Genomic DNA, 23732 nt, shown 5'->3' with positions numbered 1-23732 from the left:
TACATGGGTTCGTGGCTGGAAATATGGAATTAACGTTTGACCTGGCGACAGGCAGCTAAAGGCGCGGACCCTGTCGGGTCCGCGCCTTTAGCTGATGTCGTGCTCGGCGATCTAGCGCGAGAAGAGCAGGGCGCGCTTGACTTCCTGGATCGCCTTCGTCACCTGAATGCCGCGGGGGCACGCGTCGGTGCAGTTGAAGGTCGTGCGGCAACGCCACACGCCTTCCTTGTCGTTGAGGATGTCGAGCCGCTCGGCGGCTCCCTCGTCACGGCTGTCGAAGATGAAGCGGTGCGCGTTCACGATCGCGGCCGGGCCGAAGTAGCTGCCGTCGCTCCAGTACACCGGGCACGAGGTGGTGCAGCAGGCGCACAGGATGCACTTGGTGGTGTCGTCGAACCGGGCGCGGTCGGCCTGCGACTGGATCCGCTCGCGGGTCGGCTCGTTGCCCGAGGTCATCAGGAACGGCTTGACGGCACGGAACGCGTCGAAGAACGGCTCCATGTCGACGAGCAGGTCCTTCTCGACCGGCAGGCCCTTGATCGGCTCGATCGTGATGGTGAGCGACTTGCCGTCCTTGGGCAGCATGTCGCGCATCAGCACCTTGCAGGCCAGCCGGTTGACACCGTTGATCCGCATCGCGTCCGAGCCGCAGACGCCGTGTGCGCAGGAGCGGCGGAACGTCAGCGTTCCGTCGAGGTAGCCCTTCACGTACAGCAGCAGGTTCAGCAGGCGGTCGGTCGGCAGGCACGGAACCTGGAAGGAGTCCCAGTGCTGACCCTTGCCGTCCTCCGGGTTGAACCGGGCGATCTTGAGGGTGACCATGACGGCTCCCTCGGGCACGGGCGGCAGCGCGGTCGCGTCCTTGTCGAGAACTGGTGCGGACATCAGTACTTACGCTCCATCGGCTCGTAGCGGGTCTGGACAACCGGCTTGTAGTCCAGACGGATGTCGGAGATGAGGTCCTTGCCGACCTTGTACGCCATGGTGTGCTGCATGTACTCGGCGTCGTTACGGTCCGGGTAGTCCTCGCGGGCGTGGCCGCCACGCGACTCCTTGCGGTTCAGTGCGCCGACGACGGTGACCTCCGCCATCTCGAGCAGGAAGCCGAGTTCGACGGCCTCGAGCAGGTCGCTGTTGTAGCGCTTGCCCTTGTCCTGCACGGTGATGTGGTTGTACCGCTCCTTGAGCGCCTTGATGTCCTTGAGCGCCTGCGTGAGGGTGTCCTCGGTGCGGAACACGGACGCGTTGTTGTCCATGGACTGCTGCAGCTCGGTGCGGATGTCCGCGACGCGCTCGTGACCGTGCTCGGAGAGGATGACCGCGAGCCATTCCTCGACCATCTTCGCGGGCTCGTCCGGCAGCGGCACGAACTCGGTGGCCAGCGCGTGCTCGGCGGCGGCGATGCCGGCGCGACGGCCGAACACGTTGATGTCGAGCAGCGAGTTGGTGCCGAGGCGGTTCGCACCGTGCACCGAGACGCACGCGCACTCACCGGCGGCGTACAGGCCGGGAACGTGGTCCTCGTTGTTGCGCAGCACCTCACCGTTGATCTTGGTGGGGATGCCGCCCATCACGTAGTGGCAGGTCGGGTAGACCGGCACCAGCTCGGTGACCGGGTCGACACCCAGGTAGGTGCGGGCGAACTCGGTGATGTCGGGGAGCTTCTCCTCGAGCACGTCCTCGCCGAGGTGCGTGACGTCGATGTAGACGTAGTCCTTGTTCGGACCGGCACCGCGACCCTCGAGCACCTCGAGCACCATCGAGCGGGCGACGATGTCGCGCGGCGCGAGGTCCTTGATGGTGGGGGCGTAGCGCTCCATGAAGCGCTCGCCGTCGGCGTTGCGGAGGATGCCGCCCTCGCCTCGGACGGCCTCCGAGATGAGGATGCCCAGGCCGGCGAGGCCTGTCGGATGGAACTGGTGGAATTCCATGTCCTCGAGCGGCAGGCCCTTGCGGAAGATGATGCCCATGCCGTCACCGGTGAGGGTGTGCGCGTTGGACGTCGTCTTGTACATGCGGCCCGAACCGCCGGTCGCGAAGACGATCGACTTCGCGTGGAAGACGTGGATCTCGCCGGTGGCCAGCTCGTAGGCGATGACGCCGGTCGCGACCGGGCCTTCCTCGGTCTCGGTGAGCGCGATGTCGAGGGCGTAGAACTCGTTGAAGAACTCGACGTCGTGCTTGACGCAGTTCTGGTACAGCGTCTGCAGGATCATGTGACCGGTGCGGTCCGCGGCGTAACAGGCCCGGCGGACCGGGGCCTTGCCGTGGTCGCGGGTGTGGCCACCGAAACGACGCTGGTCGATCTTGCCCTCGGGTGTGCGGTTGAACGGCAGACCCATCTTCTCCAGGTCGAGCACCGCGTCGATGGCCTCCTTGGCCATGATCTCGACAGCGTCCTGGTCGGCGAGGTAGTCGCCACCCTTGACGGTGTCGAAGGTGTGCCACTCCCAGTTGTCTTCCTCCACGTTCGCCAGCGCGGCGCACATGCCGCCCTGCGCCGCACCGGTGTGGGAGCGGGTGGGGTAGAGCTTGGTCAGGACCGCGGTGCGGGTGCGCGGGCCAGATTCGATGGCTGCGCGCATGCCGGCGCCGCCGGCGCCGACGATGACCACGTCGTAACGATGTTCCAGCATGAAGATTAGCTCCCCGGGACGAAGGTCGGGTCGAAGGTGAAGATGACGTACGTGCCGGTCAGGATGATCAGGATCACCGCGACAGCGAGGATCGTGTTCAGCCAGAAGCGCGTGGAATCCTTGCGCGAGTAGTCCGCGATCACGGTGCGCAGACCGTTGCCGCCGTGCAGCATCGCGAGCCAGAGCATCGCGAGGTCCCAGATCTGCCAGAACGGGCTGGACCAGCGGCCGGCGACGAACGCGAAGTTGATGCGGTGCACGCCGTCATCCATCATCAGCATGATGAACATGTGGCCGAGCACCAGGATGACCAGTGCGAGGCCGGACAGGCGCATGAACAACCAGGCGTAGAGCTCGAAGTTGTTCTTGGCCTGACGGCGCGGCGAGCGCGGGGCGTCCAGGCTGGCCGGGCGGTCGTACGACTTGCCCAGAGTCTTGGCTTCGCTCATGTCAGTGCCCCGCAAACATGTTGTAGAAGATGCGTCCGGCGCCCGGAATCATCACGACGAACCAGATCGCGAGGATGACCCAGAGCATGACGCGCTGGTACTGGGGGCCCTTCGACCAGAAGTCCACGAGCATCACGCGGATACCGTTGAGTGCGTGGTAGAGGACCATCGCGACCAGTCCGAGCTCCAGGAGCCCCACGATGGGGTTCTTGTAGGTCTCGATGACCCGGTCGTAGGTGTCCGCGTTGACCCGCACGAGCGCGGTGTCGAGAACGTGAACGAAGAGAAAGAAAAAGGTCGCGACGCCGGTGATCCGGTGTAGAACCCAAGACCACATTCCGGGGTCGCCCCGGTATAGCGACCGCGTGCGCTCCTGTGCCGGAGCGGCTTCAGTCGTGCTACTCATCGAGTGCTGTGCCTCCAACGTCTTTGGTGGACGCGTCGCACCGGGGATTTCGGCTGTTTTCGGGGACCACCCTGCAGTTTTCAGCCTATGGCGCGACGAGAACCTGAACCGACTCACTGCACTGTAATCCTCCCCGGAAGTGGGAACTAATTCGACGGGCGGTTCGTACGAGACCAGGGAACGCTACTTAGGTTTGCCTTTCCAATGGTCAGCGTGGGTCGGCGCGGCGCGCTGCGGTGGTGCCCCGCTCGTGCGAGGATGGGGAATTGTGGTCGAAATCGATTGGAAACTGTTGCGCGACAACGCAGATCGTGTCCGCGAGGGGGCATATGCGCCGTATTCGCACTATCCGGTGGGTGCGGCCGCGCTGGTCGACGATGGCCGAATTGTCGTCGGATGCAATGTGGAAAATGTCTCATACGGGCTGAGTCTGTGCGCCGAATGTGGACTCGTCGGTAACTTGCACGCCACCGGAGGCGGGCGCCTGGTCGCGTTCAGCTGCCGTGATGCGAATTCCCAGGTACTGACGCCGTGCGGGCGCTGCAGGCAGCTGCTGCACGAGCATGGCGGCGGGGGACTGCTGGTCGACACCGGGGTGGGTCCGGTGCCACTGTCGACGCTTCTGCCTGCGCCCTTCGGGCCTGATGACCTGGCGCGGGTGCACACCGGCGAGGACGGGACCCGATGAGCGCGCACGTCAGCTCGGGCGCAGCCTCGGGGGGTTTTGACGTCGCCTCGGGCGCAGCCTCGGGGGGTTTTGACGTCGCCTCGGGCGCAGCCTCGGGGAGTGTGGACGCAGTCTCCGTCATCACCGCCAAGCGGGACGGGCGCGAGCTCGCCGACGCACAGATCGAGTGGGTCGTCGACGCCTACACCCGCGGCGACGTCGCCGACGAGCAGATGTCCGCGCTCGCGATGGCGATCGTCTTCCGCGGCCTGGGTCGCCGCGAGACCGCGGCCTGGACTCGCGCGATGATCGCGTCCGGCCGTCGGATGGACCTGACGTCGCTGCCGCGGCCCACCGTGGACAAGCACTCGACGGGCGGGGTGGGGGACAAGATCACCCTGCCGCTCGCGCCGCTGGTGGCCGCCTGCGGAGCCGCGGTCCCGCAGCTGTCCGGGCGCGGGCTCGGCCACACCGGAGGCACTCTCGACAAGCTCGAGGCGATCCGCGGATGGCGCGCGGATCTGGACGCGGACGAGATCCTGCGGACGCTCGCGGACCCACGGGTCGGCGCGGTGGTGTGCGCGGCGAGTGCGGATCTCGCCCCGGCGGACCGCAAGCTGTACGCACTGCGCGACGTCACCGGCACCGTCGAGTCCATCCCGCTGATCGCCAGTTCGATCATGAGCAAGAAGATCGCGGAGGGCTCACAGTCGCTCGTCCTCGATGTGAAGGTCGGCTCCGGTGCCTTCATGAAATCGGTTCCGCAGGCGCGCGAATTGGCCACGGCGATGGTCGAACTCGGTCACGACGCCGGGGTGCACACGGTCGCGCTGCTGACGGCGATGGACACCCCGCTCGGATACACCGCGGGCAACGCCCTCGAGGTCGCGGAGGCGGTCGAGGTGCTCGCCGGCGGGGGACCGGCGGACGTGGTGGAGCTGACCGTCACCCTGGCGCGGGAGATGCTCGCGGCGGCCGGGCTGGACACCGTCGATCCGGCCGACGTCCTGCGGGACGGGCGGGCGATGGACCGGTGGCGGGCGATGGTGCGTGCGCAGGGCGGGGACCCGGCGGCACCGCTGCCTGTCGCGAGGGAGCGAGAAGTGTTGTACGCAAACAGCTCCGGAGCGCTCACCCGGCTCGACGCGATGGCCGTCGGCGTCGCCGCGTGGCGGCTCGGCGCGGGCCGTGAACGACAGGGACAGGCAGTCCAGCCCGGCGCCGGCGTGCAGTGGCACGCCCGTCCGGGCGACACCGTCGTCGCCGGCGCACCGCTGCTGACCTTGCACACCGACACCCCGCACCGGTTCGAACACGCCCGCGCCGCCCTCGACGGAGCCTGGGACATCGGCGACACGCCACCCGACGAGCCGCTCGTGATCGACCGCATCGGCCTGGTCCGGGTCTAGTTTCGGGATATGAGCACGCCACCGAGCTGGAACATCACCCCGACCGGCCCCGGCCCGGCCCCTCTCGACCTCGACACGGTGCGCACCGCGCCGAAGGCACTGCTGCACGACCATCTCGACGGCGGACTCCGGCCGGTCACCGTGCTCGAACTCGCCCACCACTGCGGCTACGACGGGTTGCCCGCCGACGACGCCGACACCCTCGCGGACTGGTTCTCCTCGGCGGCGAGCAGCGGCTCACTGGAGCAGTATCTGGAGACGTTCGCCCACACCGTCGCGGTGATGCAGACCCCCGAGGGTCTGCAGCGGGTCGCGCGCGAATGCGTCGCCGACCTCGCCGCGGACGGCGTCGTGTACGCGGAGGTCCGGTTCGCGCCCGAACAGCACCTCGAGCGGGGCCTGACCCTCGACGAGGTGGTGCACCACACCCTGCTCGGGTTCGAGGACGGGACGGCGCAGGCGCGGGACGCCGGACACGAGATCCGGGTCGGCTGCCTGCTCACCGCGATGCGGCATGCCGCACGCTCCCGGGAGATCGCGGACCTGGCCGTCCGCTTCCGGGAGCGCGGAGTCGTCGGGTTCGACATCGCAGGCGCCGAGGCCGGGCACCCACCGAGCCGGCACCTCGACGCCTTCGAACACATGCGGGCGAACAACGCACACTTCACGATTCACGCAGGCGAGGCGTTCGGACTGCCGTCGATCCACGAGGCGATCGCCTTCTGCGGCGCCGACCGGCTCGGGCACGGCGTGCGGATCACCGACGACATCGCCGTCGACGACGACGGGGACGCCCGCCTCGGCCGACTCGCCAACTACGTGCGGGACAAGCGGATTCCGCTGGAGCTGTGCCCGAGCTCGAATGTGCAGACAGGCGCCGTCCCCAGCCTGGAACGGCACCCCTTCGACCTGCTCGCCCGGCTCCGCTTCCGGGTCACCGTCAACACCGACAACCGGCTGATGAGCGCGACCACGATGAGCCGAGAGATGATCAAGCTCGCCGAGACCTTCGACTACGACTGGAACGACCTCGAGCGGTTCACCATCAACGCGCTCAAGTCCGCGTTCATCCCGTTCCCGGAGCGGCTGGCGCTGATCGAGGACGTGGTCAAACCGGGGTACGCGCGGCTGCGCGGGCAGTGACGTCGTGAACGGGGGCCTCGCGGACTGGGGTCCCCGTCGTCACTCCACCCGCAGCCGGGACTCGAACTCCTGCTCGAGCTCGCGCCAGGACTGCGACTCCGCGGTGAACGGGGCACTCGGCGCCAGGCGCGTCGGGTCGGGGTTGAGCGTGTAGGAGACGTACCAGCCGAGCGGCGTGGACGGCGCCAGCGCCTGCTCGGTGGAGTCGTCGTCGGCGAACGCCGCCGCGTCGGTGAACAGTTCCACCGCCAGATCGAGCTGGTCGGCGTCCACCGCCCGCGGCCCTTCGGCCAGGTCGTCGGCCAGACCCGGCAGGACGTACACGTTCTCGTCGGTGACCTCGATCTCGAGCGAACCGTCCACCGCGGCCGCCGCCACGTCGGAATACGTGCTGACGTGGGCGAGGGCGTGGTCGTTGTGGTCGGCCAGGTAGCGGGCCAGTGCGCGCTCGGACGTGAAGACCAGGATCTTGCCGCCCCGGCCGAGGAAGACCGGTTCGTCGTCGAGATAGCAGCGCAACGTGAAATACGTCGCCGAGGACGTGATGATCTTGACGGGGTCGATCCCGACCGACGTCCAGAACGTCTCCTCCTCCTCGCCATCGGTCTCGTCGGTGTCGCCGAGCGTCACGTACTCGATGTCGTCGCCCTCGTCGTCACCCTCCTCGGCGAGATCGTCGGCGTCGACGACGTTCTCCTCGGCCGCAACGATTTCGGCCTCGGCCTCCTCGACCGCGGCCGCATCGACCGCCGGTGACTGGACGATCGCGTCGATCGCGTCGATCACCCGATCCCAGCCGGCCGCGACGGCGGCACCGACCTGATCCCACCGTTCCGCCCCCTCACGCCCGAAGAAGGCGCTCGGTCCGGCCCCGACGGACCCGAGGACCGGGTGCGCGCTGAAATAGCGGGTGACGGCGTCCAGTTCGCAGACCTCGCCGATCGAGCGCGTGATCTCGAAGGTGTCCTCGAGTTCGCCGAGCGTGTCCGCGTCCGGGTCGCCCGCGACGAGTTCCAGGACGCCGACGAGATCGAAGACATGCGACTCGTCGGGTTCGAACTCCGCCGCCGACAGTGCCGCGACGATCCGCCAGGACGGGTGCTCGATCAGGTCGTGCTCGGAGTTCGCGCGCACGAACGCCGCCAGCTCGGCGGCGGAGGCGAACCCGTACAGATCGTCACCGTGGCCGAGGAACGCCTCCCACTCGTCGTCCCCCTCACGCCACCGCGGAGCCCACAGAGTGACGAGGTCGCCGTCGGTCAGACCGAGTTGGATCGGGACGATGTCTCCAGCCATGGCGCGAAGCCTAATCGGTCAGCGCACGTGCAAGCGATGCCAGGATCGCCTCCCGCCGCTGCGCGACCAGTCCGGCGGCCCGACCCGCCGTCTCGACAATCGCGCGCCCCAGGTCACGGGCGTCGACCCCGTCCAGCGATTCGGGCAGCCACAGCCCACACATGCCGCCGTGCTGGTCCACCTCCACACTCACCAACCCGGAACCGTGGCTGACGCGAGCCCGCGCCGACGACAGCTGATGCAGCGCGTCCTCGAGTGATTGGAGCCCGGCGCCCGCGCGAGCGACGACCGCATCCATCGCCCCGCTCACAGCAACCACCCGTTCGTTCCGCTCATACCAACGACCCTGTTCGCTTCGCTCACACCGGCCTCATCCACGTCGCCGGGGTGGCCTCGTCCGCCTCCCGTCGCGCCTGCGCGTCGGCGAGATCGTCGCGGGTGGGCAATCCGAGCTGGTCGAGGACGTCCTCCGGGACGCCCGCGGCAGCCAGGTCCTCGCGGCGGCGGGCCCCGGCCTCCGCCGCCGACGCCCGGCACATCTCCAGGATCGCCGCCGCCAGCCCGGCTCCGCTGTAGCGCAGTTCCCGCGGGTCGACCCGCACGTCGAGCGGTTGACCGCGATCGGTCGCGGTGACGGTGACGGTGCCCGCACGGTTGCTCGTCGTGGCGACTGCGGCGTCCTCCGGGAGTTGCACCGGCTCCGGCTCGGGGCCCGGTATGGCCATCGGGGCCGGGGCCGGGGCCGAGGCCGAGGCCGGGGTCGGGGTAGCGGTCGCGCCGAGCGCCGCGGCAACCGGGATGCCGGGGCCGAACCGGGCGTCGGGGGCGTCGAACGGTGTGTTCATGCGGTGGGCCGGTAGAAGCCGTGGAAGCTCATACCGATGTTGTCGGTGCGGACCGCGCTGACCTGGACGGGGTCGCCTGCTTCGACCATCTGGCCGTTGCCGATCACCATCGCCACATGGCCGTCCCAGACGGCGAGATCACCCGGTCGAAGGTCGGACGGATCCACCTGGCAGCCCACGTTCTGCTCCTGCGCGAGGCGGGGAATGTCCACGCCCGCCTCGCCGTACGCCCACTGGGTCAGTCCGGAGCAGTCCAGGCCCTGCCCGGGCGTCGTCCCGCCCCACGAGTACGGCACACCCTGCTGGCTGAGGGCGTTGCGCACCGCGTCGGCGGCCTCCTTGTTCGGTGCCATCGCGCTGCTGCCGTCCGGCAGGAACACCTCGACGCCGCCACTCGAGCCGAACAGGTCCGAACTGCTCCCACCGCGGATCGCGGGAGCGGGCCTGCCGGGGGACGGGGCCGGTACGCCGCCCGAACGTGAGATCGGAGACATCGCTCCCGAGAACCCCGAGTAGTTCGACGCGGGCTGGAAGGACGCCGAATCGGTGAAGCCGCGTGCGAAGCCACTGAACGCGTCGCCCCGCTGCTGCAGGCCCGACAGCGGGACCTCCCGGCCGGCCGCCGACGGGCGGACGTCGCCTGCACGGCACCGGTGTCTGCCTGCGCCACCGCCGGGGCGGGAGCGGTCAGCTCCGTCATCGCGGCGGTGTGCACGTCGAGTTGGCCACGGACCCGGGCGACCACGGCCAGGCCGCGCGACAGGTGGTCGATGGCGGACGCGACGATCATGATCTGCCCGGCGGGCGTGGTCAGGGCGGGACCGGCCGCGACGGCGGTCGAGACGAACGAGCCGACGATCGCCTGGAGTTCGGCCATGCCCGCGCCGACGTCGCCGGACGCCGACGTCAACACGGCGGCGATCTCCGTTCCCCGCTCCGAGAGTTGCACCTGCTGGACCTGGACCTGCTGCCCCTTGGCGGCCGCGGCGTCGGCGGCCGCTCCCGACCAGGCGCCGCCGAGCTCGGCGAGCCCGAGCTTGCCGACGGCATAGGCGGAGTCGAGCGCCGCAGAGGCGATCGCCAGCGCCTCCGGCGGTCCGTCGGGCGGCAGCACGCCGGTGCCGAACGTGTCGAGCAGGTCGGTCAGGGGACGGGTCAGCAGATCGACGGCGATCATTCTCACACCTCCAGTCCGGAGCCCGTGTCGGCGAGCCCGCCCGCCACCGACCGGTCTGCGTCGTCGTAGGCGGTGGCCGTCGCGTGCGCGGCCGCGCCCATGCTGTCGAGGGTGTCCGCGAGCGCGCCGAGCGCGGCGGTGTGCGAGCCGTGTGCCGTCGCGAACGCGGCCAGGAAGTCGCCGCCGATCAGCCCGAACACCGGCGTCAACAGACCCGGCCCGACCGTGGCCGCCCCCGCCGCGGCCTGGCGCACACCGGCCGCCATCACCGTGGCCGTCGCGCCGTATGCGCGGATCCCGTCGGTCACCGCTGAAAACTCGGTCATAGCCCGATTCCCCCCGTTTCGTTCGATCCCTGCGCCCGGTCGGTCTCAGCCGAACCGTCACGAGATTGGACGCAGAGGTGCACCATCCGGTTCCCGCCGGTTTCGCGTGCCCGACCTCCGCTGCATATCCTGAGGCCCATGGATACGCACGTGGTCGATCACCCGTTGGCAGCCGCACGATTGACCACGATGCGCGACGAACACAGCAGCAATCCGGCGTTCCGCGCGGCACTGCGCGAACTGACGCAGATGCTGATCTACGAGGCGATCCGCGACGCCGAGATCGAGGAATTCGAGATCGCCACGCCCGTCTCGCCCGCGCGCGGCGTCCGGTTGGCCGCGCCGCCGCTGCTGGTGCCGGTGCTGCGCGCCGGGCTCGGCATGGTCGAGCAGGCCAGTCTGACCATCCCGCAGTCCCAGGTCGGATTCGTCGGGATGGCGCGGGACGAACAGACGCACCAGCCGGTGCCGTACCTGGAATCGCTCCCCGCCGACCTGGCCGGGATCCCCGTCTACGTCCTCGACCCGATGCTCGCCACCGGCGGGTCGATGGTGCGAACCCTCGAACTTCTCGTCGAGCGCGGCGCCACCGACATCACCGCCGTCTGCGTGGTCGCCGCACCGCAGGGCGTCGCCGCGCTCGCCGACTCGGGCCTGCCTGTGCGTCTGGTCACCGCGAGCATCGACGAGGGACTGAACGAGGACGCGTACATCGTCCCCGGCCTCGGCGACGCAGGCGACCGGCAGTTCGGGCCCCGCAACATCTAGGCCCGGCAACATCTGGGCCCGGCAACATCTGGGCGCGGCCGCGCCGCCGGGAGTGAGCTTCACCCCAGCCGGGTCGAGAACCGCTCACACGCGCGAAGCGTCTCGTCGGCGGCGGCGCGGGCGCGGGGCAGGTCGGCGCGGCTCGTGACCGGCTCGAACGCCTCCAGGTAGCACTTGAGCTTCGGCTCGGTTCCCGACGGACGCACCACAACCCGCACCCGCTCGCCGGTGAGGATCACCGCGTCGGTGCGAGCCTGCCCGCGCCGGTCCAGCAGGTCCTCGGCCGTGACGGGCAGGCCGGCCAGTTCGGTGGGCACGGCCGCGCGCAGCCCCGCCATCGCGTCGGCGATCCGGTCGAGGTGCTCGAAACGCAGTGACACCTGCGCCGTCGCGTGCACCCCGAACTCGACCGCCAGGTCGTCGAGAACGTCGAGAAGGGTCCGCCCCCGCGCCTTCAGGCCCGCCGCGAGGTCGGCGACGACGACGGCGGCCGAGATCCCGTCCTTGTCCCGGACCGCATCCGGGTCCACGCAGTGCCCGATCGCCTCCTCGTACGCGTACACCAGCCCACTGCCCGCCCGGACCAGCCACTTGAACCCGGTCAGCGTCCGGGCGAACCGGGCTCCGCGTGCCGCGGCGATCCGGCCGAGCAACTGCGAAGAGACGATGGTGGTCGCGACGAGCGGATCCGTGCCCTCCGGTTGCCGCGAGAGCAGGTGGTCGCCGAGCAGCGCGCCGGTCTCGTCGCCGGTGAGCATCCGCCAGCCGTCCGCCGATGGGACGCCCACCGCGCAGCGGTCGGCGTCCGGATCGAGCGCGATCGCCAGATCGGCGTCGACCCGCGCGGCCAGTTCCAGCAGCGCGTCGGTCGCCCCCGGCTCCTCCGGGTTCGGGAACGCGACGGTCGGGAAGTCCGGGTCCGGGGCGTACTGGCTCGCGACCGTGTGGATCTCTGCGAATCCCGCCGCCTGCAGCGCCTCGACGGCGAGTTTGCCGCCGACACCGTGCAGGGGCGTCAGAGCGATGCGCAGGTCTCGCTCGGTGGATCGGGTCAGTGTTGCGATGCGGGCGAGGTAATCCCGCATCAGTGGGGTGTCCTCGGCGGGACGGACGGGGGAGCGGGGCACCGCGACGGCCGGGCCGACCGCGGCGATCGCGTCCTCGATCTCCCGGTCGGACGGCGAGATCAGCTGCGCGCCGCCGTCGAGATACACCTTGTAGCCGTTGTCGGCGGCGGGGTTGTGCGAGGCGGTGATCTGCACGCCGAGCTGCGCGCCCAGCTTCCGCACCGCGTATGCGACCACCGGGGTCGGTGTCGGCCCCGGCAGCAACACCACCGAGAAACCTGCGCCGGCAAGCACTTCCGCTGCCGTGGTGGCGAACACTGCACTGCCGTGGCGCCCGTCGCGCCCGACCACGACCGTCGAGCCGCCCAGACACTTCGCCTGCAGCCACGCCGCGATCCCGGCGGTGGTGCGGGTGACGACGGCGACGTTCATCCCGTTGGGTCCGGCCCGCACCGGCCCGCGCAACCCGGCGGTGCCGAAGGTCAGCGGGGCGGAGAAGCGTTCCGCCAGTTCGCCCTCCGGCAGCGCGGCGAGCTCGGCCCGCGCGTCGGGGTCGGGGTCCTCGGCGAGCCACCGCTCGACCCGGCCGCGCAGGTCGTCGGTCACAGCGACGACACCAGCTTCCGCAGCAGGCCGCCGATGTGTCCGGCCGCGGCCGCACCCGCCGCGAGCACCTCCGCGTGGTCGAGGGGTTCGCCGGTGATGCCCGCCGCGAGGTTGGTGACCAGGGAGATGCCGAGGACCTCCGCGCCTGCCGCGCGGGCCGCGATGGTCTCGTGCACGGTGGACATGCCCACCAGATCGGCGCCGAGGGTCCGCAGCATCCGGATCTCGGCGGGCGTCTCGTAGTGCGGGCCGGGCAGCCCCGCGTACACGCCCTCCTCGAGACCCGGGTCGATCGACCGGGCCAGGTCCCGCAGCCGTGGGGAGTAGGCGTCGGTCAGGTCGACGAACTGGGCGCCGACGAGCGGGGAACGGGCCGTGAGGTTGAGGTGGTCGCTGATCAGGACGGGTTGCCCGACGCGCATGCCCTCCCGGATGCCGCCTGCGGCGTTGGTCAGGACCACCGTGCGGGCGCCGGCGGCGACGGCGGTCCGCACCGGGTGCACCACCTGCGCGAGGTCGTGGCCCTCGTAGGCGTGGGTGCGGCCGAGCAGTATCAGGACCCGGGCGTCGTCGACGGACACCGACAGTGCGGTACCCGCGTGCCCGGATGCCGACGGGGCCGCGAAACCGGGGAGGTCGGTCATCGGCACCGTCGCCGCGGGCGTGCCGAACGCGTCGGCGGCGGCCCGCCAGCCGGAGCCGAGGACGATCGCGACGTCGTGCTTCGCGACGCCGGTGCGCTCGGCCAGAACCTGCGCGGCCTGCTGCTCGAGGGTTCCCATGAAGGCACACAGTACTGGCGACAGCGGAAGTTACCCGCAGGTAGTATCCGGGCATGCCTTATCTCGAGCGCAACGGCGACGTCCACATCCTCCACCTCGGCGACGAGGGTGTGACGGACAGTGAGAACCGTTTCCACCCGGACTGGATCGACCGGTTCCACGCCGCGCTCGACCAGGTCGAATCGGTCGAGGGTCCGGCCGCGCTGGTCGTGACCGCGGACGGGAAGTTCTTCACCAACGGCCTCGACACCGACTGGCTGTTCGGCAACCTCGACAAGATCCACGGCTACCTGGACCGGGTCCACACGATCTTCACCCGACTGCTGACCCTCCCGATGACCACCGTCGCCGCGATCGGCGGCCACGCGTTCGGTGCCGGTGCGATGCTCGCCGCCTCCTGCGACCAGCGGGTGATGCGCGCCGACCGCGGGTTCTGGTGCCTGCCCGAGGCCAACCTCAACATGCCGTTCACGATCGGGATGAACGCGCTCATGACGACGCAGCTGCCGCGCCCGACCGCGGTCGAGGCGATGACCACCAGCCGTCGCTACGCCGGCCCGGACGCGCTCGCCGCCGGGATCGTCAACGAGATCGTCGAGGGCGACGGGGTGCTCGCGGCCGCGGTCGCCCGCGCCGGCGCGACCGCGAACGTGCGCGGTGCCAACCTCGGTCGGATCAAGGCGGACATCCACGCGTCGATCCTCGCCGCGCTGGCGACGAAGACCGACGCGGGCAACCTGCCGTTCGGTCAGAACTGACTCGTCGACCGACACCGCGGCACCCGCCAGTACATGGGCGGGTGCCGCGTCGGACGAGTCTTGCCGCGGCGTGGATGAGCGCCGCCGCGGCGGGGTGAGACACTGGATGGTGTGACCTCGGAAGTGGACGACGCGCTCGCCGGCGCGCAGGCGGATCTGATCGCGCTGTCCCATTCCATCCATGCGGAGCCGGAACTCGCCTTCGCCGAGCACCGTAGTGCCGCGAAGACCTCGGAACTGCTGTCCCGGTACGGGTTCGAGGTCACCACACCGTACGCCGACCTTCCGACGGCGCTGTGCGCCGAGTACGGCAGCGGCGATCTGGTGGTGGGGATCCTCGCCGAGTACGACGCGCTGCCCGAGATCGGTCATGCGTGCGGGCACAACATCATCGCCGCTGCCGCTGTCGGCGCGGGGATCGCGCTCGCGCCGGTCGCGGACCGCCTCGGCATCACGGTCCGGGTGATCGGCACACCGGCCGAGGAGAGTGGTGGCGGCAAGGTCCTCATGCTCGAACGCGGCGCGTTCGACGACCTCGCGGCGGCGCTGATGGTGCATCCGGGTCCCGAGGACATCGCCGGTGCGAGTTCGCTGGCGATGGCGGACGTCGCGGTCACCTTCAGCGGGCGGGAGGCGCACGCGTCGGCCGCGCCGCAGCACGGTCGCAACGCCGCCGATGCCGCGACGGTTGCGCAGGTCGGTCTGGGTCTGCTGCGGCAGCATCTCGAACCCGGTCAGCAGATGCACGGGATAGTCAGCGACGGCGGCGCGGCGCCGAACATCGTGCCCGCCCGCACCGAGATGCTGTACTACCTGCGCGCCCGCACGTCGCAGTCGCTCGCCGAGCTCACCGAGCGGGCCTTCGCATGCTTCGAGGCCGGGGCGCTCGCCGCCGGCTGCACTCACGACATCCGCACGGTGTCACCGAATTACGCGGAGCTTCGGCCGGACCCCTGGTTGGTCGGGGCGTACCGGGAACTGATCGAGACGATGGGACGCAGTCCGCTGCCCCCCGACCGGGAAGGATCGCGCCCGCTGGGCAGCACCGACATGGGAAACGTGACACATGTGATTCCGGGGATCCACCCGGTGATCGGGATCGAGTCCGGCGGCGCGGTGACGCACCAGCCGGAGTTCGCGGCGGCCTGCGTGACGGCCTCCGCCGACCGCGCGGTGCTCGACGGTGCCCGCGCGCTGGCGGGTACCGCCGTCGCGGCTGCGGCCGATCCGGTGCAGAGGGACCGGTTGCTGGCCGGGGTCGAGAAGCGGACGGGCCTGGCCGGCCGGCGCTCCGCGTCGGAGAAGGGGGCCCGGTCGTGAGCAGCTGGATCGATCACTGGGTCGAGACGCACACCGCCGAGTTGTCGGCCTGGCGCAGGCACATCCACGCCCACCCCGAACTCGCCCGCCAGGAGTTCGCCACCACCGAGTTCGTGGCGCGCAAGCTGGCCGCGGCCGGCCTCGAGCCGAAGATCCTGCCCGGCGGAACCGGGCTGACCTGTGACATCGGTCCGGACGGCCCGCGGGTGGCGCTGCGGGCGGACATGGATGCGTTGCCGCTGCAGGAGGACACCGGCGCGCCGTACGCGTCCACCGTTCCCGGCATCTCCCACGCGTGCGGGCACGACGCGCACACGACGATCCTGCTCGGGGCGGGTCTCGCGCTCGCGCAGTCGCCGGAGCCGCTGCCGTACGGGGTGCGGCTGGTGTTCCAGCCCGCGGAGGAGGTGATGCCGGGCGGCGCACTCGACGTCGTCGCGAGCGGTGGGATGAAGGATGTGTCGAGAATCTTTGCGCTGCACTGTGATCCGCGACTGGCGGCGGGTCGCGTGGGGGTGCGGCTCGGGGCCATCACCTCGGCCGCCGACACCGTCGAGCTCCTGCTCGACTCACCCGGCGGTCACACCTCGCGCCCGCACCTGACCACCGACCTGGTGTACGCGCTCGGCACGGTCATCACCGGGCTGCCCGGCATGCTCAGCCGGAGGATCGACCCGCGGACCAGCACGGTGATGGTGTGGGGTGCGGTCAGCGCCGGGCAGGCACCGAACGCCATCCCGCAGACGGGGCGGCTGGTCGGCACCGTCCGCACCGGCGACCACGACACCTGGGCGCTGCTCGAGCCGCTGGTCCGGGAGATCGTGCACGGCCTGCTCGCGCCGACCGGGGTTCGGTACGAGCTGAACTACCGCCGGGGCGTCCCGCCCGTCGTCAACGACGAGGTCTCCACCCGGATGTTCGAGCACGCGATCTCACAACTTGGCCCCGACGCCCTGTCGGACACGCCGCAGTCCGGCGGCGGCGAGGACTTCTCCTGGTACCTCGAGGAGGTGCCGGGCGCGATGGCCCGGCTCGGGGTGTGGTCCGGCATCGGTGAGCAGCTCGACATCCACCAGCCGACCTTCGACCTCGACGAGCGGGCCCTCTCGGTGGGCGTGCGGGTGATGGCGAATCTCGCCGTGTCCGGCGAGCCCACGGTGCCGTGACGGCGCCGCGGCCCCGGGGCGGGTCCCAGCGGCCGTAGCCCGGCGTGCCGGGGCTGGCTGCCCGTAGCCCGGCGTGCCGGGGCTGGCTGCCGTAACCCGGCGTGCCGGGGCTAGCTGCCGTAGCCCGGCGTGCCGGGGCCGACGTTGCGGCTGTTGCGGGTGCGCAGCTCGCGGACGTACTCCGCGGGAGCTCCCGCGATCTCCGCGGCGTCGGCCATCACGCCGAGGTAGCGGGCCGAGGGCAGGCCACCCTCGTAGGCGTCGAGCACATACAGCCACGCCAGGACCGAGTCGCCGGTGTCGGTGTCGACGCGCAACCGGATCTTGCGGTGGATGCCGAGCTCGGAACCCTCCCACCGGTCCAGGCTGGCCTCGTCCTCGTCGGGCACGTCGTAGAGCACCACGAACACCCGGGAGTCGGGGTCCTCGACGACGGTCGCGAGCGCGCCCTCCCAACCGATGTCCCCGCCGCTGAAGGTCAGCCGCCAACCGTTCAACCAGCCGGTACCCGCCATCGGCGAGTGCGGGCAGCGTTGGAGCATCTGCTCCGGGTGCATGTTGGATCCGTACGCGGCGTAAATCGGCACGCGGAAAGCGTAGACCGTGAGCCGACGGCCATCGAACCGTACACAGCACAATTCGCTCCGCTCGGCGCACGGCGGCCCTGTCGATGTGCGCGCGGACGGGCGGGTGGAATAGCGTGGACGCACCGAGAAGTGTGCACACGCTGCTGAAACAGCACCTGCCGAAACATGGAGGACGGATGACCCGGATCGTGATCATTGGCGGCGGACCCGCCGGCTACGAGGCGGCGTTGGTCGCGGCGCAGCATGGGGCGGCAGTCTCCTTGATCGATTCCGATGGTGTGGGCGGCGCGTGCGTGCTGTGGGACTGCGTTCCCTCGAAGACGTTCATCGCCTCGACCGGTGTCCGCACCGACATGCGCCGGGCCACCGACCTGGGCATCGCGCTCGACCCGTCCCAGGCGACGATCTCGCTGCCGCAGATTCACTCCCGGGTCAAGAGCCTCGCGCAGGCCCAGTCCGCCGACATCCGCGACAAGCTGCAGACCGCAGGCGTCGAGCTGCTCTCCGGCACCGGCGAGCTGATCGACCCGGTGATCGGGATGGCCTCCCACAAGATCAAGGCCATCCTGGCCGAGGGCGGAGAGCGGGTGCTCGAGGCCGACGTGGTGCTGATCGCGACCGGTGCGTCTCCTCGGGTCCTGCGGGGCGCGGAGCCGGACGGCGACCGCATCCTCAACTGGCGCCAGCTCTACGACCTCGACTCGCTGCCGGAGCATCTCGTCGTCGTCGGCTCGGGTGTCACCGGCGCCGAGTTCGTCTCCGCCTACACCGAGATGGGTGTGCGGGTCACGATGGTCTCCAGCCGGGACCGGGTGCTGCCGCACGAGGACGCCGATGCGGCGATGGTGCTCGAGGAAGCGCTGTCCGAGCGCGGTGTCACCCTCGTCAAGCACGCCCGCGCCGACGCCGTCGAGCGCACCGAGGACGGGATCATCGTCCGGCTGTCCGACGGTCGCACGGTCACCGGCAGTCATGCCCTGATGACGGTCGGCTCCACCCCGAACACGTCGGGTCTGGGCCTGGAGAAGGTCGGCATCGAACTCGACCAGGGCGGTTACCTGCGGGTCGACCGGGTTTCGCGCACCGCCGTGTCCGGGATCTACGCGGCCGGCGACTGTACGGGACTGTTCCCGCTCGCCTCGGTCGCGGCGATGCAGGGCCGGATCGCGATGTACCACGCCCTCGGCGAGGGTGTGAGCCCGATCAAGCTCAAGACCGTCGCGTCGGCCGTGTTCACCCGCCCGGAGATCGCGAACGTCGGCGTGAGCCAGGCCTCGATCGACAACGGCGAGGTGCCCGCCCGCACCGTCATGCTGCCGCTGAACACGAATCCGCGCGCCAAGATGTCGAGCCTGCGCCGCGGCTTCGTGAAGATCTTCTGCCGCCCGGCGACCGGCGTGGTGATCGGTGGCGTGGTGGTCGCTCCGACCGCGTCCGAGCTGATCCTGCCGATCGCGATCGCGGTGCAGAACAACCTGTCGGTGAACGATCTCGCGCAGACGTTCTCGGTGTACCCGTCGCTGTCCGGTTCGATCACCGAGGCCGCCCGTCAGCTGATGCGGCACGACGACCTGGACTAGGAGGATCCCGGCATGTGGGCCCCACGTTCCACATGCCGAACCTCTCTGGAACAATGAGGGGCGGCCGGGAACCCCGGTCGCCCCTTCAGTACCTCCCGCCCGTGGATCCGAGCGCCAGGTCGCCTCGAACCTCGTCCACTTCCACCGGGAGTCGTCATGTCCCCAGTTCTCGCGCGACGCATGTCCGCGCTCCGTTCCTCCGCAATCCGCGATCTGCTCGCGGTCACCGCTCGCCCCGACGTCATCGGTCTCGCGGGCGGGCTTCCCGATCCGAACCTGGTCCCGCTGGACCGGATCCGGGACACCACCGAGCGGGTGCTGGGGTCGCCGGCCGCGCTGCAGTACACCGAGACCACCGGGCTGGCCCGACTGCGTGAGGTGGTGGCCGCGCGCGAGTCGGCGCGACGGCAGGGGCCGGTCGACGCATCGCGGGTGGTGATCACCCACGGCTCCCAGCAGGCGCTGAGCCTGCTCGCGCAGGCGCTGCTCGATCCCGGCGCCACCGTGGTGGTCGAAGAGCCCGCCTACACCGGGGCGCTGCAGGTGCTGCGGACCGCCGAGGCCCGCATCGTCACCGTGCCCCTCGACGCGGACGGCATGCGGGTGGACCGGCTCGCCGAACTCCTCGCCGCGGGGGAGCGGCCGGCCCTCGTACACACCGTCAGTACCTTCCACAATCCGCGCGGCGTGACCATGTCCGCCGACCGGCGCCGGTCGCTGGCCGCCCTCGCCGAGCGTTACGACTTCCGGATCGTCGAGGACGACCCGTACGGCGAGCTGTACTTCCGCGATGCACCACCGGAACCCGTTGCCGCGCACTCGGACCGGGTAATCCGGCTGTCCAGTGCCTCGAAAACCCTCGCGCCCGCGCTGCGCGTCGGCTGGATGGTCGCGGAGCCGGAGATCTGCGCGGCCGTCGAACTGCTCAAGCAGGGCGCGGACCTGTGCGGGTCGCGGCTCACGCACCAGGTCGCGGCCGACCTGCTCGCCGACGACGCCTGGTACACGGCGCACCTGGCGGGCCTGCGCGCCGAGTACGGGCGCCGGGCCGCCGCACTCCGCGCCGCGGTCGACCGGGAGCTCGCCGGGGTCGCGACGCTCGGGCCGATCGCCGGCGGCATGTTCGGCTGGCTCGAATTCGGCGACGGCACCGACACCGAGGCGCTGCTGTCGGCCGCGCTGGACCACGGGGTGGCGTTCGTCCCCGGATCGGCGTTCGCCGTCACGGACGGCGCCCGGCACAGCGCACGGGTGTGCTTCACGACGAACACTCCCGACCGGCTGGCCGAGGGGCTGACCCGCCTCGCCGCGGCCCACCGGTCCCTGCGGTGAGGTTCCCCAATGTGACATTTGCTGTCGGCAAGTGAGCCAATGTGACATCAGGGAACCAACGGGTGGTCAGTCGACCCAGTCGTAGGTGCGCTCGACGGCCTTGTTCCACTCCCGGTACAGCCGATCCCGTTGCTCGGCAGGCATGTTCGGCGTCCAGGTGTGGCCGATCTCCCAGTTCGCGCGGATGTCGTCCTCGGAGCTCCAGAATCCGACGGCGAGTCCGGCGGCGTAGGCCGCACCGAGTGCGGTGGTCTCGTTCACGACCGGCCGGATCACCGGGACGTCGAGGATGTCGGCCTGGAACTGCATGAGGGTCTCGTTGAGCACCATCCCGCCGTCGACCTTCAGCGAGGTGAGGGCGACACCGGAGTCGGCCTCGGCGGCCTCGATCACCTCGCGGGACTGGAAGGCGGTGGCCTCGAGCGCGGCCCGAGCGAGGTGGCCCTTGTTCACGAAGCGGGTCAGCCCGACGATCGCTCCGCGGGCGTCCGGTCGCCACCGCGGCGCGAACAGTCCGGAGAACGCGGGCACGAAGTAGGTGCCGCCGTTGTCCGGGACCGCGGACGCGAGCAGTTCGACCTCCTTGGCGGAGTTGATGATCCCCAGGTTGTCGCGCAGCCACTGCACGAGCGACCCGGTGACCGCCACCGAGCCCTCCAGCGCGTACACCGGTGCGCTCTCACCGATCCGGTAGCACAGCGTCGTCAGCAGTCCGTGCTTGCTGTGCACCGGGGTGGTGCCGGTGTTGACCAGCAGGAAGTTCCCGGTGCCGTAGGTGTTCTTCGCCTCGCCGGGGGACAGGCAGGCCTGCCCGAACATGGCGGCCTGCTGGTCGCCGAGGATGCCGGCGATCGGGACGCCGGCCAGCGGGCCGCGTTCCCGGCAGGTGCCGAACGGGCCGGAGGAGCTGCGGATCTGCGGCAGCATCGACGTCGGGATCCGCATGTCCGCGCAGATCTGTTCGTCCCAGTCCAGGGTTGTCAGGTCCATCAGGAGTGTCCGGGACGCGTTGGTGACGTCGGTGGCGTGCACGCCGCCGTCCGGTCCGCCGGTGAGGTTCCACAGGATCCAGCTGTCCATGGTGCCGAAGCACAGGTCGCCGGCCTCGGCGCGGGCCCGGACACCGTCGACGTTGTCCAGGATCCACCGCAGTTTCGGCCCGGAGAAGTACGTGGACAGCGGCAGTCCGGTGGTCTGCCGGTAGCGGTCGGGGCCGTGCCCGTCGGCGATCTCTTCGCACAGCCGGTCGGTGCGCGTGTCCTGCCAGACGATCGCGTTGTACACCGGTTCGCCGGTGGCGCGGTCCCAGACGACGGTCGTCTCGCGCTGGTTGGTGATGCCGACCGCGGCGATGTCGTCGCGGGTGAGGTCTTTCTTGGCGAGCGCGGCGGCGGCCACCTCGCGGGTGGTGCGCCAGATCTCGGCCGCGTCGTGTTCGACCCACCCGGCCTGCGGGAAGATCTGGCGGTGTTCCTGCTGGGCGGAGGTCACGACGCGGCCACCGTGATCGAAGATCATGCAGCGGCTCGACGTGGTGCCCTGATCGATCGCGGCGATGTACTTGGTCACGGGCGTCCTCGTCTCTCGGGCGGTCTCGGCACGAAGCTACTAGCCTGGAGCGAGATTTGCCGACAACCTCTGGAGCTCGAGTTGGACAAGCAACCTGGTGTGCAGTTCCTCGGCCCGGATCAGCGGAAGCTGGCCTGGGAGCAGTTGGGGACCGAACAGTTCGACGTGGTGGTGGTGGGCGGCGGGGTCGTCGGCGCCGGCGCCGCGCTTGACGCCGCGACGCGGGGACTGAAGGTGGCGCTGGTGGAGGCGCGGGACTTCGCCTCGGGTACCTCGTCTCGGTCGTCGAAGATGTTCCACGGCGGTCTGCGCTACCTCGAACAGCTCGAGTTCGGTCTGGTCGCGGAGGCGCTGCACGAGCGGGAACTGTCGATGTCGACGCTGGCGCCGCACCTGGTGAAACCGCTGAAGTTCCTCTTCCCGCTGACGCACCGGGTGTGGGAACGCCCGTACATGGCGGCCGGGTTCATGCTCTACGACCGGATGGGCGGCGCGAAGTCCGTTCCCGCGCAGAAGCATCTGACGCGGGCGGGTGCGCTGCGGATGGCGCCGGGGCTCAAGCGGAACGCGCTCGTCGGCGGAATCCGCTACTACGACACGGTGGTCGACGACGCGCGGCACACGATGACGGTGGCGCGCACGGCCGCGCACTACGGTGCGGTGGTGCGCACCTCGACGCAGGTGGTCGGGTTCATGCGCGAGGCGGATCGGGTTTCCGGTGTGCGCGTGCGGGATTCGGAGGACGGCAGCACCACGGAGGTGCGCGGTCACGTCGTGATCAACGCGACCGGAGTGTGGACCGACGAGATCCAGGCGCTGTCGCACCAGCGGGGCCGGTTCCGGGTCCGGGCCAGCAAGGGCGTGCACATCGTGGTGCCCCGGGACCGGATCGTCAGCGACGCCGCGATCATCCTGCGCACGGAGAAGTCGGTGCTGTTCGTGATCCCGTGGGGCGGGCACTGGATCATCGGGACCACCGACACCGACTGGAATCTCGACCTCGCACATCCGGCGGCGACGAAGGCCGACATCGACTACATCCTCGGGCACGTGAACAATGTGCTCGTCACCCCGCTCACCCACGACGACATCGACGGCGTCTACGCCGGACTGCGCCCGCTGCTCGCGGGGGAGTCCGACGAGACCTCGAAACTCTCCCGGGAGCATGCGGTCGCGCGGGTGGCGCCCGGGCTGGTCGCGATCGCGGGAGGCAAGTACACGACCTACCGGGTGATGGCCGAGGATGCCGTCGACATTGCGTCCGAGGACATTCCGGCGCGGATCGCGTCGTCGATCACCGAGAAGGTGCCGCTGGTCGGCGCGGACGGGTACTTCGCGCTGGTGAACCAGGCGGTGCACCTCGGTGAGCTGTACGGGCTGCACCCGTACCGGGTCAAGCACCTGCTCGACCGCTACGGTTCGCTGATCGACGACGTGCTCCAACTCGGCGCGGCGACACCCGAACTGCTGCAACCGATCACCGACGCCCCGGACTACCTGCAGGTCGAGGCGGTGTACGCGGCGGCGGCGGAGGGGGCACTGCACCTCGAGGACATCCTCGCCCGCCGGACCCGGATCGCGATCGAGTACCCGCACCGCGGCGTGAACTGCGCCGAGCAGGTCGCGCACCTGGTGGCGCCCGTGCTGGGCTGGGACGCGGCGGCGGTCGATCGCGAGGTCGAGACCTATCGGGCGCGGGTCGAGGCGGAGGTCGAGTCGCAGCGCAGGCCCGACGACGAGTCCGCCGACGCGCTGCGGGCGGCCGCACCCGAGGCCCGTGCGGAAATCCTGGAGCCGGTGCCGATCTCGCGGTGACGGCGGACGCTGCCCCGGCGCTGCCGCG

23 protein-coding genes and 1 pseudogene are annotated in these 23732 nt (G+C 70.3%); 11 read left to right on the top strand and 13 right to left on the bottom strand.

The annotated features are described in order from the left end of the window. Positions 1 to 111 precede the first annotated feature (111 nt). The 4 genes from ACWDU4_RS22615 to sdhC are packed head-to-tail and all read right to left on the bottom strand — an operon-like array spanning position 112 to position 3491. Entirely contained in the window at positions 112 to 885 is a 774-nt protein-coding gene (locus tag ACWDU4_RS22615; protein ID WP_450116172.1) for a succinate dehydrogenase iron-sulfur subunit, read from the bottom strand. Beyond that, positions 885 to 2636, bottom strand: coding sequence for a succinate dehydrogenase flavoprotein subunit (gene sdhA, locus ACWDU4_RS22610; protein WP_450116171.1), 1752 nt, complete (start codon positions 2634 to 2636; stop codon positions 885 to 887). The genes ACWDU4_RS22615 and sdhA overlap by 1 nt, the downstream gene beginning before the upstream one ends. Positions 2637 to 2641: 5 nt before the next feature. Then, positions 2642 to 3085 carry a succinate dehydrogenase hydrophobic membrane anchor subunit gene (locus tag ACWDU4_RS22605; RefSeq protein ID WP_450116170.1) on the bottom strand — a complete coding sequence of 148 codons (444 nt, stop codon included), beginning with the start codon at positions 3083 to 3085 and terminating at the stop codon, positions 2642 to 2644. A 1-nt stretch (position 3086) separates the two neighbouring features. Further along, complete coding sequence (gene sdhC, locus ACWDU4_RS22600) at positions 3087 to 3491, bottom strand: succinate dehydrogenase, cytochrome b556 subunit (protein ID WP_450116169.1); 405 nt, start codon at positions 3489 to 3491, stop codon at positions 3087 to 3089. Between the two features lie 268 nt (positions 3492 to 3759). On the opposite strand from sdhC, the gene ACWDU4_RS22595 reads away from it, so the two are divergent. From ACWDU4_RS22595 to ACWDU4_RS22585, 3 genes are all read left to right on the top strand, one after another. Next, the gene (locus ACWDU4_RS22595; protein ID WP_450116168.1) at positions 3760 to 4179 is read left to right on the top strand and encodes a cytidine deaminase; all 420 of its coding nucleotides are present in this window, start codon (positions 3760 to 3762) and stop codon (positions 4177 to 4179) included. Positions 4180 to 4280: 101 nt separating this feature from the next. Continuing rightward, complete coding sequence (locus ACWDU4_RS22590) at positions 4281 to 5567, top strand: thymidine phosphorylase (protein WP_450116167.1); 1287 nt, start codon at positions 4281 to 4283, stop codon at positions 5565 to 5567. 9 nt (positions 5568 to 5576) lie between these two features. Then, the gene (locus ACWDU4_RS22585; RefSeq protein WP_450116166.1) at positions 5577 to 6710 is read left to right on the top strand and encodes an adenosine deaminase; all 1134 of its coding nucleotides are present in this window, start codon (positions 5577 to 5579) and stop codon (positions 6708 to 6710) included. Between the two features lie 39 nt (positions 6711 to 6749). Here ACWDU4_RS22585 and ACWDU4_RS22580 read toward each other — a convergent pair whose 3' ends face one another. The 4 genes and pseudogenes from ACWDU4_RS22580 to ACWDU4_RS22565 form a co-directional block, all read right to left on the bottom strand. Then, positions 6750 to 8006 carry a primosomal protein gene (locus ACWDU4_RS22580; protein WP_450116165.1) on the bottom strand — a complete coding sequence of 419 codons (1257 nt, stop codon included), beginning with the start codon at positions 8004 to 8006 and terminating at the stop codon, positions 6750 to 6752. A 10-nt stretch (positions 8007 to 8016) separates the two neighbouring features. Further along, on the bottom strand, positions 8017 to 8316 hold the full coding sequence (locus ACWDU4_RS22575) for a YbaB/EbfC family DNA-binding protein (protein WP_450116164.1): 300 nt from the start codon (positions 8314 to 8316) through the stop codon (positions 8017 to 8019). A 49-nt stretch (positions 8317 to 8365) separates the two neighbouring features. Then, on the bottom strand, positions 8366 to 8851 hold the full coding sequence (locus ACWDU4_RS22570; RefSeq protein WP_450116163.1) for a hypothetical protein: 486 nt from the start codon (positions 8849 to 8851) through the stop codon (positions 8366 to 8368). Continuing rightward, positions 8848 to 9447 (bottom strand): annotated as a pseudogene (locus ACWDU4_RS22565) (C40 family peptidase); the annotation flags it as partial. The pseudogene ACWDU4_RS22565 and the gene ACWDU4_RS22570, both read right to left, overlap by 4 nt. A 174-nt stretch (positions 9448 to 9621) precedes the next feature. Here ACWDU4_RS22565 and ACWDU4_RS22560 point away from each other — a divergent pair. Beyond that, a complete protein-coding gene (locus ACWDU4_RS22560) occupies positions 9622 to 9903 on the top strand; it encodes a hypothetical protein (protein WP_450116162.1) in 282 nt (93 codons plus the stop codon). A gap of 127 nt (positions 9904 to 10030) precedes the next feature. Here ACWDU4_RS22560 and ACWDU4_RS22555 read toward each other — a convergent pair whose 3' ends face one another. Beyond that, positions 10031 to 10354, bottom strand: coding sequence for a type VII secretion target (locus tag ACWDU4_RS22555; RefSeq protein ID WP_450116161.1), 324 nt, complete (start codon positions 10352 to 10354; stop codon positions 10031 to 10033). A 138-nt stretch (positions 10355 to 10492) separates the two neighbouring features. Here ACWDU4_RS22555 and upp point away from each other — a divergent pair, with 138 nt between their 5' ends. After that, on the top strand, positions 10493 to 11122 hold the full coding sequence (gene upp / locus ACWDU4_RS22550) for a uracil phosphoribosyltransferase (RefSeq protein ID WP_450116160.1): 630 nt from the start codon (positions 10493 to 10495) through the stop codon (positions 11120 to 11122). A 59-nt stretch (positions 11123 to 11181) separates the two neighbouring features. On the opposite strand, the gene ACWDU4_RS22545 is transcribed toward upp, so the two are convergent. Beyond that, complete coding sequence (locus tag ACWDU4_RS22545; RefSeq protein WP_450116159.1) at positions 11182 to 12795, bottom strand: phospho-sugar mutase; 1614 nt, start codon at positions 12793 to 12795, stop codon at positions 11182 to 11184. Then, a complete protein-coding gene (locus ACWDU4_RS22540; RefSeq protein WP_450116158.1) occupies positions 12792 to 13577 on the bottom strand; it encodes a purine-nucleoside phosphorylase in 786 nt (261 codons plus the stop codon). The genes ACWDU4_RS22545 and ACWDU4_RS22540 overlap by 4 nt, the downstream gene beginning before the upstream one ends. A gap of 53 nt (positions 13578 to 13630) precedes the next feature. Here ACWDU4_RS22540 and ACWDU4_RS22535 point away from each other — a divergent pair, with 53 nt between their 5' ends. The 3 genes from ACWDU4_RS22535 (at position 13631) to ACWDU4_RS22525 (ending at position 16821) form a co-directional block, all read left to right on the top strand. Then, positions 13631 to 14335 (top strand): enoyl-CoA hydratase/isomerase family protein, encoded by a 705-nt coding sequence (locus ACWDU4_RS22535; RefSeq protein WP_450116157.1) that lies wholly within the window; start codon positions 13631 to 13633, stop codon positions 14333 to 14335. A gap of 111 nt (positions 14336 to 14446) precedes the next feature. Beyond that, positions 14447 to 15655, top strand: coding sequence for a M20 family metallopeptidase (locus tag ACWDU4_RS22530; protein ID WP_450116156.1), 1209 nt, complete (start codon positions 14447 to 14449; stop codon positions 15653 to 15655). Further along, positions 15652 to 16821 (top strand): M20 family metallopeptidase, encoded by a 1170-nt coding sequence (locus ACWDU4_RS22525; protein WP_450116155.1) that lies wholly within the window; start codon positions 15652 to 15654, stop codon positions 16819 to 16821. Before ACWDU4_RS22530 ends, ACWDU4_RS22525 begins: the two co-directional genes overlap by 4 nt. Positions 16822 to 16931: 110 nt before the next feature. Here ACWDU4_RS22525 and ACWDU4_RS22520 read toward each other — a convergent pair whose 3' ends face one another. Then, positions 16932 to 17408: a gamma-glutamylcyclotransferase gene (locus ACWDU4_RS22520; RefSeq protein WP_450116154.1), complete on the bottom strand. Its 477-nt coding sequence runs from the start codon at positions 17406 to 17408 to the stop codon at positions 16932 to 16934. Positions 17409 to 17584: 176 nt separating this feature from the next. Between ACWDU4_RS22520 and ACWDU4_RS22515 the strand changes: the two genes are divergently transcribed. Further along, positions 17585 to 18988, top strand: a complete 1404-nt coding sequence (locus ACWDU4_RS22515; protein ID WP_450116153.1) for an NAD(P)H-quinone dehydrogenase — start codon at positions 17585 to 17587, stop codon at positions 18986 to 18988. Positions 18989 to 19144: 156 nt separating this feature from the next. Further along, positions 19145 to 20320, top strand: coding sequence for an aminotransferase-like domain-containing protein (locus ACWDU4_RS22510; RefSeq protein ID WP_450116152.1), 1176 nt, complete (start codon positions 19145 to 19147; stop codon positions 20318 to 20320). Positions 20321 to 20386: 66 nt separating this feature from the next. On the opposite strand, the gene glpK is transcribed toward ACWDU4_RS22510, so the two are convergent. Continuing rightward, positions 20387 to 21889, bottom strand: a complete 1503-nt coding sequence (gene glpK, locus ACWDU4_RS22505) for a glycerol kinase GlpK (protein ID WP_450116151.1) — start codon at positions 21887 to 21889, stop codon at positions 20387 to 20389. An 81-nt stretch (positions 21890 to 21970) separates the two neighbouring features. Between glpK and ACWDU4_RS22500 the strand changes: the two genes are divergently transcribed. After that, positions 21971 to 23704, top strand: a complete 1734-nt coding sequence (locus tag ACWDU4_RS22500) for a glycerol-3-phosphate dehydrogenase/oxidase (RefSeq protein ID WP_450116150.1) — start codon at positions 21971 to 21973, stop codon at positions 23702 to 23704. The last annotated feature ends 28 nt before the right edge of the window (positions 23705 to 23732 follow it).

Source organism: Rhodococcus sp. NPDC003348 (assembly GCF_053589375.1).
This window is presented reverse-complemented; position numbering and strand designations above follow the sequence as displayed.

Excerpts from the sequence above, each read along its gene's own strand:
- ACWDU4_RS22615 (WP_450116172.1), bottom strand. The coding sequence starts at position 885 with ATGTCCGCACCAGTTCTCGACAAGGACGCGACCGCGCTGCCGCCCGTG.
- sdhA (WP_450116171.1), bottom strand. The coding sequence starts at position 2,636 with ATGCTGGAACATCGTTACGACGTGGTCATCGTCGGCGCCGGCGGCGCC.
- ACWDU4_RS22605 (WP_450116170.1), bottom strand. The coding sequence starts at position 3,085 with ATGAGCGAAGCCAAGACTCTGGGCAAGTCGTACGACCGCCCGGCCAGC.
- sdhC (WP_450116169.1), bottom strand. The coding sequence starts at position 3,491 with ATGAGTAGCACGACTGAAGCCGCTCCGGCACAGGAGCGCACGCGGTCG.
- ACWDU4_RS22585 (WP_450116166.1), top strand. The coding sequence starts at position 5,577 with ATGAGCACGCCACCGAGCTGGAACATCACCCCGACCGGCCCCGGCCCG.
- ACWDU4_RS22580 (WP_450116165.1), bottom strand. The coding sequence starts at position 8,006 with ATGGCTGGAGACATCGTCCCGATCCAACTCGGTCTGACCGACGGCGAC.
- ACWDU4_RS22570 (WP_450116163.1), bottom strand. The coding sequence starts at position 8,851 with ATGAACACACCGTTCGACGCCCCCGACGCCCGGTTCGGCCCCGGCATC.
- ACWDU4_RS22560 (WP_450116162.1), top strand. The coding sequence starts at position 9,622 with ATGGCGGACGCGACGATCATGATCTGCCCGGCGGGCGTGGTCAGGGCG.
- ACWDU4_RS22555 (WP_450116161.1), bottom strand. The coding sequence starts at position 10,354 with ATGACCGAGTTTTCAGCGGTGACCGACGGGATCCGCGCATACGGCGCG.
- upp (WP_450116160.1), top strand. The coding sequence starts at position 10,493 with ATGGATACGCACGTGGTCGATCACCCGTTGGCAGCCGCACGATTGACC.
- ACWDU4_RS22540 (WP_450116158.1), bottom strand. The coding sequence starts at position 13,577 with ATGGGAACCCTCGAGCAGCAGGCCGCGCAGGTTCTGGCCGAGCGCACC.
- ACWDU4_RS22535 (WP_450116157.1), top strand. The coding sequence starts at position 13,631 with ATGCCTTATCTCGAGCGCAACGGCGACGTCCACATCCTCCACCTCGGC.
- ACWDU4_RS22515 (WP_450116153.1), top strand. The coding sequence starts at position 17,585 with ATGACCCGGATCGTGATCATTGGCGGCGGACCCGCCGGCTACGAGGCG.
- ACWDU4_RS22510 (WP_450116152.1), top strand. The coding sequence starts at position 19,145 with ATGTCCCCAGTTCTCGCGCGACGCATGTCCGCGCTCCGTTCCTCCGCA.